The 12,218-nt window shown below is 37.1% G+C and carries 9 protein-coding genes; 8 read left to right on the forward strand and 1 reads right to left on the reverse strand.

The features are described from left to right. Positions 1–289 precede the first annotated feature (289 nt). From Q8M98_03925 to Q8M98_03960, 8 genes are all read left to right on the forward strand, one after another. Positions 290–1,585: an IS256 family transposase gene (locus Q8M98_03925; protein ID MDP3113906.1), complete on the forward strand. Its 1,296-nt coding sequence runs from the start codon at positions 290–292 to the stop codon at positions 1,583–1,585. Positions 1,586–1,776: 191 nt separating this feature from the next. Continuing rightward, entirely contained in the window at positions 1,777–2,154 is a 378-nt protein-coding gene (locus Q8M98_03930) for a hypothetical protein (protein ID MDP3113907.1), read from the forward strand. Beyond that, positions 2,151–4,646 carry an Hsp70 family protein gene (locus tag Q8M98_03935; protein ID MDP3113908.1) on the forward strand — a complete coding sequence of 832 codons (2,496 nt, stop codon included), beginning with the start codon at positions 2,151–2,153 and terminating at the stop codon, positions 4,644–4,646. Before Q8M98_03930 ends, Q8M98_03935 begins: the two co-directional genes overlap by 4 nt. Positions 4,647–4,650: 4 nt before the next feature. Beyond that, positions 4,651–6,075, forward strand: a complete 1,425-nt coding sequence (locus tag Q8M98_03940; protein MDP3113909.1) for an ATP-binding protein — start codon at positions 4,651–4,653, stop codon at positions 6,073–6,075. Between the two features lie 19 nt (positions 6,076–6,094). Then, positions 6,095–8,182 carry a hypothetical protein gene (locus Q8M98_03945; GenBank protein ID MDP3113910.1) on the forward strand — a complete coding sequence of 696 codons (2,088 nt, stop codon included), beginning with the start codon at positions 6,095–6,097 and terminating at the stop codon, positions 8,180–8,182. 38 nt (positions 8,183–8,220) lie between these two features. Next, positions 8,221–8,937, forward strand: a complete 717-nt coding sequence (locus Q8M98_03950) for a hypothetical protein (protein MDP3113911.1) — start codon at positions 8,221–8,223, stop codon at positions 8,935–8,937. A gap of 80 nt (positions 8,938–9,017) precedes the next feature. Further along, positions 9,018–10,985: an AAA family ATPase gene (locus tag Q8M98_03955; GenBank protein ID MDP3113912.1), complete on the forward strand. Its 1,968-nt coding sequence runs from the start codon at positions 9,018–9,020 to the stop codon at positions 10,983–10,985. 29 nt (positions 10,986–11,014) lie between these two features. Then, entirely contained in the window at positions 11,015–11,761 is a 747-nt protein-coding gene (locus Q8M98_03960) for a hypothetical protein (protein ID MDP3113913.1), read from the forward strand. A gap of 1 nt (position 11,762) precedes the next feature. On the opposite strand, the gene Q8M98_03965 is transcribed toward Q8M98_03960, so the two are convergent. After that, positions 11,763–12,098 (reverse strand): hypothetical protein, encoded by a 336-nt coding sequence (locus Q8M98_03965; protein MDP3113914.1) that lies wholly within the window; start codon positions 12,096–12,098, stop codon positions 11,763–11,765. Positions 12,099–12,218 lie beyond the last annotated feature (120 nt).

Below are 12,218 nucleotides of genomic sequence, written 5' to 3' on the forward strand. Positions count from 1 at the left end.
TCTCCACTGCTTGTTTTTTCCCAATATATTGTCCGGGCTTGCTTAACTACTGCGTTTCCGTCTATCTGACCCACATACTTGCAGAAAGTGGGATAAGACATTTTAATCGTGTGCTGAGCGGTGAATATCTGATACATTAAATTCAAAGGTAACAGCAGGTTCTGGGGTAGTGTCTCAAAGGTGGTGTAAATTCAGGTGGAGAAATTGAGTGAACTAAAGAAAAAGGTTGAGCCCAATCGAACTCATTGTTTTAATGGTTTCGTGAAAACTAAAAGACAAGGAGAAGATCATGACTCAACCAAAGAGAAGCAAGAATGAGATGGCAGAAATCGTCAAGGTAATTCAAGGTACGGTACCGGGAGATTTCGTGAGAGTGCTTGAGAACAGCATACATAGGATCATCGAGGCCGAACTGAGTAATCAGCTTGGAGCCGGTCACTATGAACGCAGCGAGGAAAGGAATAACTATCGTAATGGTTATAGAGACCGTCAAGATTTAGCCACGGCGATGGGTCCAGTATCCATAAAGATACCCAAGCTCCGGAAGGGTGGGTTTTATCCCTCCATTTTGGAGCATTATCAAAGAGTGGACAGGGCTCTGATCAGTATCGTAAGCGAGGCCTATTTCAATGGTGTTTCGACCCGCAAGATGAATAATCTTTTTGTTGATTTGGGACTGGAAAACATAGACCGCAGCTTTGTCAGCAGATGTGCTGCCCAGATAGATGAAGAAGTGCAGATTTGGAGAACCAGAAAGCTTGATCAGCGTTATTCCTATATCTGGCTTGACGCTATCTATACCAAGATCAGAACCGAGCGTGGGGTTGTATCAACTGCAGTCCTGATAGCCATCGGACTCAAAGAAGATGGTCATCGGGATGTACTGGGTGTACATTTGGGTAACAGAGAAAGCTATCACAACTGGAAGGACTTTCTGCAAAGCCTTAAGGCTCGTGGTTTGGAACGTAGCGAGCTGTGGATCAGCGATGAACATGATGGTTTGATTAAGTCCATAGAGGAGTGTTTTCCCGGTCAGCAAAGACAACGATGTATTGTCCATTGGATGCGCAATGCCCAATCCAAGGTATCGAAAACAGACCTTCTCTGGCTGTTGCCATTAATTAAAGATCTGGTGGGATCAAGAACCAGGGAGTCTTTTGATTTGGTTTGGAATGATCTGATCAAGGTAGTTGAAGCCAAAGGGAAAGAGAAGCTGAGAGACTGGTTAGATGGCACCTATCACGAGATAACTGTCTATCTGGATTTCCCGCCAGCCCATTGGAGCAAGATCAAATGCACCAACTCACTTGAACGGTTGAACGAAGAGCTTCGGCGCAGAGAGAAATGCATCCGCATATTCCCCAATGAGATAAGTTGCATCCGACTAATCGGAGCCATCCTGCAAGGATATTCAGAAGACTGGACAAGTGGTAAGATATATCTGGCTGAGCCTATAGAAAAAATATCAGAGAATAGAGTAAGATCACTACCCGGACAGAAGTTTTTGCGCGACGGACTGAAGCCCTGCTCCGTCGGCTACGCCTCCTCCGCAGGGCTTCAGCCCGTCGCAGCGAGGTCATTTTGAAAAAAGTTCTTGACGCAGAGGATAGGATGAATAACAATGCAATCGGTCGCTTGACCTTACATAGAGTGTAAGAACTGAGGAATATAAGATGTCCTCAAATAACCTGAGAAACAATGAGTTGGAATTTACACCAACATTTGGGACTCAACTAGTAATCGTTATTGAGCTGTATCAAACATATGGAAGTAAATATGGAAAACTATCCTTCGACCGAATATACTGACAAACTGATGGATACTATCATAAAGATGGTAACAGAATCTTGGCGTTTTGAAAAAGTATTTGAAAGAGTTGTTAATAGACTTGATGCAGGAGAAAAGGCAAGATTTATTAGTCAGTATCACTGGTATACTAAGAAAATTCAAGAATATTTAAATGGAATAGGGCTATCTGTTGCGAATATTGAAGGTCAGCCTTTTGACCCGGGTATGGCGGCTACTCCCATAAATATAGATGAATTTGATAAGAATGAGACTTTAATAATTGATCAGATGATTGAACCAATTATCATGAATCAAGTGGGACTAGTAAAATCTGGAATTGTCACTCTTAAAAGGGGGGTATTATGAAAGGTTACATTGGCATTGATTTAGGTACTACAAACAGTGTTATATGTTCATATGATGGTTCAACAACAAGAATTTGGAAAAGTCCAGAGCAGAATGATGTAACTCCCTCAGCGATTTTTTTTGATAAAAGAGGTAATAAGTACTTAGGCAATAGAGCATATGATTCAGCTCCCTATAATCCAGATAGTTCAGCGATTTTGTTTAAACGACTTATGGGTACTAAAACTCGATTACATTTCGCAAATGCAAATATAACAATGAGTCCAGAAGAATGTTCAGCTGAAGTTCTGAAAATTCTATTTGGATATTTACCAGATGAATTGCGAAACAACCCTGAAAGTGGTTCAGTTATAACTGTTCCTGCAGCATTCAACCAAATGCAAAAAGACTCAACAATGCATGCTGCCCAGATTGCAGGAATTGGAAATGTCGTTATTATGCAAGAACCTGTTGCAGCAGTTATGAGTACAATGAGATTTCGAAAAAATGACGGCATATTTGTAATATATGATCTCGGAGGTGGTACTCTTGATATAGCTATTGCAGAAAGTATTGGAGGTAGTGTTAACTTACTTTCTCATGGTGGGATAGCGATTTGTGGTGGAAGAGATTTTGATAGAGTGCTTGTCGACAATATTGTTAAACCATGGATTATAGATAATTTTAAGATGCCAGACGATCTAACAATTAACCCTAAATATTTATCCTTGTTAAGACTAGCTACATGGGCAACAGAGAAAGCTAAAATTGAATTATCGATAAAACCATCTACTAGGATTAGTTTAAATGAATCTGAAACAAGAGTTTGCGATTTAAGTGGAAGAGAAATTTTCTTAGACATACCTATTGATCAACATGCCTACGACAAGCTAATAAATGAAAGAGTAAGTGAGTCGATTGAAGCTGTTCTTCAAACATTAAAGGGAGTTAGTCTATCTCAACATGATATTGATAGTATCGTATTTATCGGGGGTCCAACTAATTATAAACCACTTCGGGACAAAGTAACATGTGAACTTGGAATTCGTGGAATAACTGATGTCAACCCAATGACAGCGGTTGCTGAAGGAGCAAGTCTATATGCTGAATCAATTGAATGGAATACTGATACACATTCTAAAAAGAACAATCGTGGTCAAATAATAGCAGAAAGTAATCTAAATATTGCATTTAACTATATCACGAGAACTGCTGATAACAAAGCAAAAATAGCAGTTCAAGTATCCGGCAAATTGTCAGATGAAGCAGAATTTCAAATTGATAGCTTAGACAGCGGATGGTCATCAGGTAGGATTCCACTAACATTTGGTTTAACCTTAGATATTGCATTATCTAAGGTTGGTGATAATGCATTTAAAATCTTTGTGTTCGATTCGAAAGGATCTCCTGTAAAGTTGGAAAATGACAAAATTGTTATAACAAAAACTGCAGCTTCTATCGAAGCAATACCCTCATCACACTCAATTGGAATTGAAGTGCTTGAAAAAATTGGTGGAAGCCCAGTTCTTGACTGGCTGATAAGGGCTGGAGATAATCTCCCGAAAAAGGACGTAAAGGTTTTTAAAGCAGCTGAATCTTTGAAATCAGGGGGATCGAACTCGATAAATTTTAAATTATGGGAAGGAGAGATAGAAGACCCAATCACTGATAATAGACCTATAGGGGTTCTGAAGATTACAGGATCTGACTTTGATGATGGAGTGATTCCAGCAGGAGCTGATTTAGAATGTGAATACGAAATTATGGATTCTGGTATTGTAAAAGTTGAAGTTTCCGTTCCCTGTATTGGAAGTGTGTTTCATTCTGGTAGGAACTTCTATTCAAGCCAAGAAGGGCAATTGGATTACATGAATGTTTCTGAACTAGTTATTGATGAGGGAGAAACAACACTTAATCGTATTGATGAGATTTCTGAAGCAATTGAAAACCCTAAACTTCTCCAAGCACGGCAGAAACTTGAAAACGCATTATCACTTGACCCAGGCGAAACAGATACAGACAAATCTCAAGAAGCTATGGAGAAAGTACTAGAAGCAAAAAAACTACTTGCTCAAGTTCGGAAAGAGCACTTAAAAGAGATTAGACAACTGGAGCTTGATAAAATTATCGCTTTTTTTGAGGACAATATCAAACAGTATGCTCGTCCCTCGGAAATCACCTCTTTTAGTAGTTTAATTAAAACTGCAACTCGGGCAATTGAAAGAAATGACAGTGATTTTGAAAACCATATCTCCGTTTTAAAAGGTAAAAACTTTGAAATTTTATGGCGACAAGATTGGTTTGTAATAGAGAGATTCAAATGGATTGCAAACTCATCTGGCATTGTCATTGATAGAAATCAGTTTGCAGAATTAGTTAAACATGGCAGTAAATTGTTACAATCGGATGAGATTGATGAGTTAAGAAATGTCGTTATACAATTATCACGATTACAGATAAGCAGTGGTTATGAAGAAGATACTTTCGATATTGCAAACATAATTAAGGGCTAAAATCATGCTACAAGATTTATGGTTTCCCAGGAGGTATAAGCTTTCCTCTACAATTGAGTTAGGTAAGATGCTATACTGTGGTGAAGAATGGCAAATTTATGGTTCGAAACTTCAACTAAAGTATTTGATTATTAAACCTAATTTGGGAGACAAGTGGATCGATAGTCACTTGATAGATCAATCTCTATTAAAACCAATCCTATATGGTGCTGAGAAGTATTATATATTAATTTGTAACTCTGACTTTAGACTCGAACCTGTCGAAAACAGTAATTCACCTTCTGATAAATCTGATGCATTAGCCTTTGCGATCGCCCTTAAAGAATCCAGAAAAGTGCTAAGCGATGTATCATTCCATGATTCCATTTATTTAGAGCAATACACTCGTCTGCTTCCAACATGGACTTTATCTGCAAGCATATCAGATGATTATGTATTTGGATCATGGTTAACAGGTGGAGTATATATTTCTGTAAATTCATTTAGAAGACTTACAAATTTATTGGGATGGATGTCTCGCAATGATCTTTTTGAAGTAATACAGATAAGCGGACTTAATAGCAACACACAAACTGCTATCTCTACAGATAATCAAAAAACTGTTATCAATAAGTCCCTACAAATCGGTGAGGATGTTGATAATAAAGATGACAAAAAGGGTACTTACTTTTCGTTACCAGGACGCCCTATGTTAGAAGAGTTTTTTAATGATCATGTCATTGATATTATTCTTAATGAGGATAAATACGCAACACTTGGAATTAACTTCCCATCAGCTATTGTTCTTCATGGCCCTCCTGGATGTGGGAAGACATACGCAGTAGAGCGATTAATTGAATTCATCGATTGGCCAAGCTTTGCTATAAGCTCGAACAGTGTGGGAAGCCCATATATTCACGAAACAAGTAAGAAAATCTCAGAGGTTTTCAATAATGCTATTGATTCAGCTCCATCAGTTATTATCATTGATGAAATGGAGTCATTTTTATCTGATCGAAGAGGTGATACAAATTCAAGCACGCATCATATTGAGGAAGTCGCCGAGTTTTTGAGGAGAATTCCAGAAGCTATCAATAACAAGGTCTTGATTATAGCTATGACAAACATGATTGATGTGATTGACCCAGCAATTCTACGCAGAGGGCGTTTCGATCATATAATCAAAGTTGACATGCCATCACGTGAGGAAGTTGACTCACTCCTGCGTGAATTATTAAGTAAAGTACCCGTTTCTCCAAATATAGAAAAGGAATTTCTTTTAGAACTTTTAGTTGGCAAGCCATTATCTGATATAGCATATGTAATTCGTGAAGCGGCACGAATAGCAGCCAAAATGAATAAAATATGTATTGATCAAGAGAGTTTAGTAAAATCTATGGATTCTATCCCCAAAGACCATGCAGTCTCAAAAAAACGCATAGGGTTCTAATGTAGGATATGGTGAAGAAATGGATTTATTAAGCAATCCCTTTTATATACTTGGTGCAAGTACTTATGACAACAGGAAGAGGCTGTTGGAGATATCTGAAGAGAAGAGCTTATTCATAGATGCAAGTATTTGCGCTGCAGCAAAGAGCGATTTACTTAACCCTCAAAAACGCTTATTTGCCGAAATTAGTTGGTTGCCCGGCATAAAACCTAGCGAAGTATCGACGATAATACAATCCCTAAATGACTATAATCTGGATGATGGTTTAATTTGTAAGATGTCTTCAATGGCTAAAGTTAACTATTTAAATTCTTACCTGATAAATTGCGGGTTTACTGATTCAGATCGCATCAGTAATCTGATGGTTAAAATAGCTATTAGTTATGATGAAATAGATTTTCAAGAAACTGCTGATCTCATTAATGAGAGTAGGGAAAAATCCGGATTTTCCGCAATTAATGAATCAACTATACTTGAACCTATTGTAAATGATCTACGAAGATTCTATGCACGTTCTATCATGACTGCTCTTAGTAAGCTTTCTCTAATATCAAAAGTAAAAACTCTTACTGATGTTGTAGAGAGTGCAACCAACAAAGGAACACGGCAGAATTTCCTAATACTCGATGATGTAGTTGACGCCTATGAATTAGGTCAGCAGAATTTTCTTGAACAAGAGGTTGTAAATATCAAGAAAATTGTTGAACAAGTGTCCAATGCCGCAAAATCAAATGTTCCAGATTCTTCTATTGAGATATTGGTTCAGAAATTAATTGACCAAGTTAAAAAATGGGATTTTTACGCACAACCAATTCAGATAAGCACTAAAAGTAGAGGTTTAGAGCATACCACTAGCGCATCATTGGCTTACGAGATAAGAAACCTAGCTATCGATCTGTTCAATAGTTACGACAAGCTTCAGTTATCAAAGAAATTAACAACGATGCTCTCAGAGGTTTTTGCTGAAGTGGTCAGTATAGCAGATCGTACAGCTGAGGATTCTGAAGCTTTAAATCAAATCAATGACAGACGAGTTAATGAGCAGAAATTGATTGAAGAAGTTATTGGCAACAAAGTATATGATGTAACTGTTACTTCATTTGGTGGGATTGTTTCTCTAAATGTTTGCCCATGTTGTTTAGGTCATGCAGATTTGAATCAGGATGTTTCATATATGTGGCAAGAGGGAATGATGCGTAGGTCAAGGTCATTCTCATTTGGTTTATGCTCTGTCTGTAAAAAGCACCAATCTGAATATTTATGGAAAAAAATTATTATAACCATCTTAACGATTTCTGCAACTACAGTAATTAGTAAGTTGATTGCAGTAAATAGCAATATAACGTTGGGTGTATCATGTATGTATAGTTCTATTGTTTGCCTTTGTTTAATATTTTTATTTAGCAAATTGTTGCGATTGCGAGAATTGCCACTCGATCACGCATGCCGTGGTAAAAGCGTCAAAATGCAAAGTGCTTCAATAGCACAAACTACTTTCAGGTTTTATCATCCATTGTATGCAAAGCATTTTGCTGAAGGGAACAAGTCTCGAATAGTTGAATCACGTGTTGTTAAACCACCTAGGGGAAACAATATCCTAAAAGGAAGTAGTGCATTTTTCATCATTCCTGTTGCAACAATAGTGACGCTTCTTATGGCTACAATTACCTATCCAGAACTTCAAATTAGCGATAATGATTATACCACACCTGAGGGTAATAGTGTCCAGCCATTCAATTCGAGCACATATACTGATGCGCCTTACACACCTTACAATCACAGATCCTCAGAGCTATCATCTCAGATAGATCAAGGAAAGGCATATTTAAGGATTTTAGAATCTGAATTAGAATCATTGGATTCGCAACTCAGACAAATTCAAATTGATATTGATGATAAAAAAGCAGATGTCGAAAGATACGAAAGGATGAACATTGGCGGTCTTTCTGTTGATGAGTTTACCTATAATAGTGCTGTAAATAGCTATAACGCTTCAGTTAATCAGTATAATAATCTCTTGCCAGTTAGAAACGATAAATATCAAGAATACACAGATAAACTAGATGCAGTGAATAGACTAGTCGATCAGTATAATAATGGCAATTAGCCGTAATGATCTAATCAATTAAGTAAACAGGGGGAATAATGTTCAAGAAATTATTGGCACTCATTACAAATGATGAACCAACATCAAAGCAGCATTCAGATTCAGATCTCAGTTTCTTTGCTAACCAAGGAATGATAATACCTAAAGGTTGTTCTAAGGTACTGGGAGGGTATGGAGATTTCGGAAGTATTACGAATCCCGTTCCAGTGAACGGTATCGTTGGTGAGTTTATGTATTTAAACAGATTAAGATCAAAACTAAATGGCACAGGTTTTCTTTTTCATAGACTAGGTTCTTTTGAATCAATTGTCACAAAAACGCCGATCGATATTTATGAAATGGTTACAATCGATGGCTCCGAATGGCATCAGATTTGTTTGTGCCCTTACTATCCCAAAAGATCACTTTGTACGCCATCTTATGCTAGGCTTTACCCTTGGAATCAGATGAGTGAAGCATTACGGGTAATGAGCAAGTTTGGGTTTGGAGTAAACTCCATTGTTAGCGAATTCCCGCTGGGATTACCAGAAGCTATGCGAGAATCAAATATTCATAAAGCTTTAGGCACTTCTATGGTAAACACGCTTGTACGTAAAGTTGAAGAGATATTGATTCGAAATTCTGGTGTATATGATCAAACCCGTGAATTGTATTTAGAAACTGATAAAAATTACCTTCTAAATGCTATTATGAATGGTGGTTTGAATTCTATGTCCATGGGTGGGAATCAGTTTAATATAACAGTTGAAGATTGAATGATCATCAAGAACAGAGTTATGTATGCCTTATCGGAACGGAATATAGTAACCGAATATCAGTTTAATAGGAGAAAATAATGAAACTCGTATCATTTCAAGTCATGGATTATAAATGCATTCTTGATAGTGGGGAGATAAAAATCTCGGATATTGGAAGCTTAGTTGGGAAGAATGAGTCTGGGAAAACCGCATTGCTTCAAGCTCTTTATAGGCTTAACCCCATAGAGAGTTCTGATGGCAAATTTAGTGTAACCGATGAATATCCAAGAGCCCATGTCTCAGATTATGAGAGAGATATTAAAATCGGAAAAAAAGAACATTCGAAGGTTATCAAAGCTGTATTCTCGCTAGATGATACCGATTTCGCTAAAATGGACATAAGTGAATCAGTCTTTGCAAATAAAGAGATTACGTTATCATTGGGGTATTCTTCATCTAAATTTTATACACTCAATATTAAGGAAAATGAGTTCATTAAGTGGTCTTTAGATAATTTAGGGTGTCCTGAAGAAGACCAAAATAAAGACTTGATAAAAGCTATTATCGGTTGTAAGCTTGTAAAAGATCTTTCTAATTTACAAATAGATAAGTATAATGAAATACCGCAATGTGCCTCTTTGATTCAATTCATAATCACAACAAAAACCGTAGAACCAAGGCAGGAGATATATACAAAATTTATTGCTCCAATAATCCCCAAATTCCTATATTTTGATGAATTTTATCAGATGTCAGGCATGGTCAATATACCTAAACTAAAGAGTCGCGTTAGCAATAACACAATAATTGACAGTGATAAGCCAATGCTTGGTTTAATTGAGTTAGCGGGGCTTTCATTAGACTCTTTCGACCAGATTCAGAATACCAGAGAGCTTCTTAACAAGCTGGAGGGAGCGTCTAATAGAATCCAAAGAGCATTTATGAAGTATTGGTCTCAAAGCTCTAATATTTGTCTACAACTTGATGTGAGAGAAGGGAAACCACAAGATAAGGAAGAATTTAAAAATGGGGCAAATATCCTGACTTCAATTAGGGACAATATTCATCAGGTGACAACAATGATTGGTGAAAGATCAAGGGGTTTTATTTGGTTTTTTTCTTTCATAGCCTGGTTTTCATTGCAAAAATCAAAGCATAACTGCGACATAATATTGCTTTTAGACGAACCTGGTTTAACGCTTCATGCAAAAGCGCAATATGACCTTTTAAGGTATATAGAAGAAGAGTTATCACCTTATCATCAAGTCATTTATACTACTCATTCTCCATTCATGATCGATATGAAACATACAGAGAGGGTGTATATCGTTGAAGATAAAGGTTTGGATGATAATGAAGAAATAATTGGTACTAGAGTTACAAATGATGTTCTTGAAACCGGTCATGATAGCTTATTCCCGTTACAGAGTGCTCTAGGATATGAGATAACGCAATCATTGTTTGTAGGCCCATATTGTTTAATTGTTGAAGGTCCTTCCGATCTATTGTATTTAACGGCAATTTCAAGCATAATTGAGAAGTTAGGTAGAATGTATCTGGATTCAAGATGGACAATAACTCCAGTTGGGGGAATTGATAAAGTCCCAGCGTTTGTCTCCCTTTTTGGTTCTCAAAAAACTCTTAAACTTGCTGTTTTGATAGATTTTCAATCAAAGGATAAACAGCTGATAGAGGGCTTGTATAAGAAAAGCCTTGTAAAGAAATCAAATATCAAAACTTTCTCCGATTTTCTAGGCGGTAAAGATGCGGATATTGAAGATTTTTTTGAACCAGAATTCTACCTGAAACTGGTCAATATTGAATATAAAAAAGACCTAATTAGCCCTATTGATATCAAACAACTAAACACTAAAATTCCAAGGATAACGATTCAGCTTGATGAGTACTTTAAGGCTAATCCCCTTAAGAATGGTATTCAATTTAATCACTACAGACCAGCCAGACTTTTTAATGAGCAGGTACATAAACTACAATCAGAAATAGGAGACAAGACTCTGAAACTGTTTGAAGATACATTCAGAGAACTGAATTCGCTACTAAAATAACAGTTTTTAAGAAAAAAAAGGAGAGAACCTTGAAAGAAGCAAGCAAAAATGAACACTTGATTAACCATTCTTTTCCTGTTTATAAACCAGATATGGATGATCTGGATGATGGAGAATATAAGCCATTACAGATGGGAACTGCGGCATTATTGAAGCATAAGAATTTGTACTATATTGTGACTGCGGGGCATGTTCTTGATATAGAGGACATTAATCATATTAGCATCGGAGAAATCGACGAATTGCAGTTAGATAAGTGTATGGTATATTACCAACACGATGAGGAAATTGATGCTGGTGTAATCAAAATATCAAAAGAGCAAGCTGAGAAGATAACTAGCGAAGGAAAATACATGATTGATTTCGATGATCAATCAAAGTATATTCCAAAGTTTAGACTGGAAGCAGGATTAATTACAATTGTAGGATATCCTGGTTCTGAACAGGAACTAAATGATGACGAAAAAAAGCTCAAGGTTGTTTGTAAAATAATCACGGGACCAATATTAAGTAGTAATGTATTAAATTCCGCAAGCAAATTAGTTGTACAGTACGATAGAATGCGTTTAGTCAGACAAGGGTCTGATCAGCTTGTTATTGGTCCTTACCCTCCTGGCATGAGTGGATCTCCAGTGTGGTTTAATATTGATGAAGATTCTGAAATTATGGAATTCGCTGGGATTGCTATTCAATACTCTGAAGATAGAAATTTAGTAGTCATTATTAGGGCTGAAGTTATATTGCAACTTCTCGAAGAAGTAGAGAAAGAAGCTTAAACTAAAATACTGATGTCGTCGTCCTGCACTTCCAATGAAAAGGTGGGAAAGGAGTATGCGCTCCGGAGACACCGATAGGTTCATCACTGCTGTTATAGACTATCTGATCATTACTGACCCACGGTGCGAGAGCTTTGATATAATCTCTGGCATCATCCAGACTGTTTGACTTGGTATCCAGAGCCATCAGGTTATCCATTACTTCTGCAGCATCGTTTAGGGGATAGACTTTATCTTGGGCTGCCAATGCCCGGCAGATGTCACTGGTGCGGTCATCAAGGATGACTACCAGCTTGTAGTACTTTGCTTGCGCTTTCTTATACCAATTCGCTTTCATATATCCAAATTCATCCACTTAAAATAGGTCAGTCTTGAAACCATATCTTTGTTGTTGTCCAGGTATTCAAAGCTATCAATCAGGGCATTCTGTACTTCATCCATTGACCCGTAGGCCGTG

Source organism: Candidatus Cloacimonadaceae bacterium, from assembly GCA_030693415.1.
Classification (GTDB): Bacteria; Cloacimonadota; Cloacimonadia; order Cloacimonadales; family Cloacimonadaceae; genus JAUYAR01.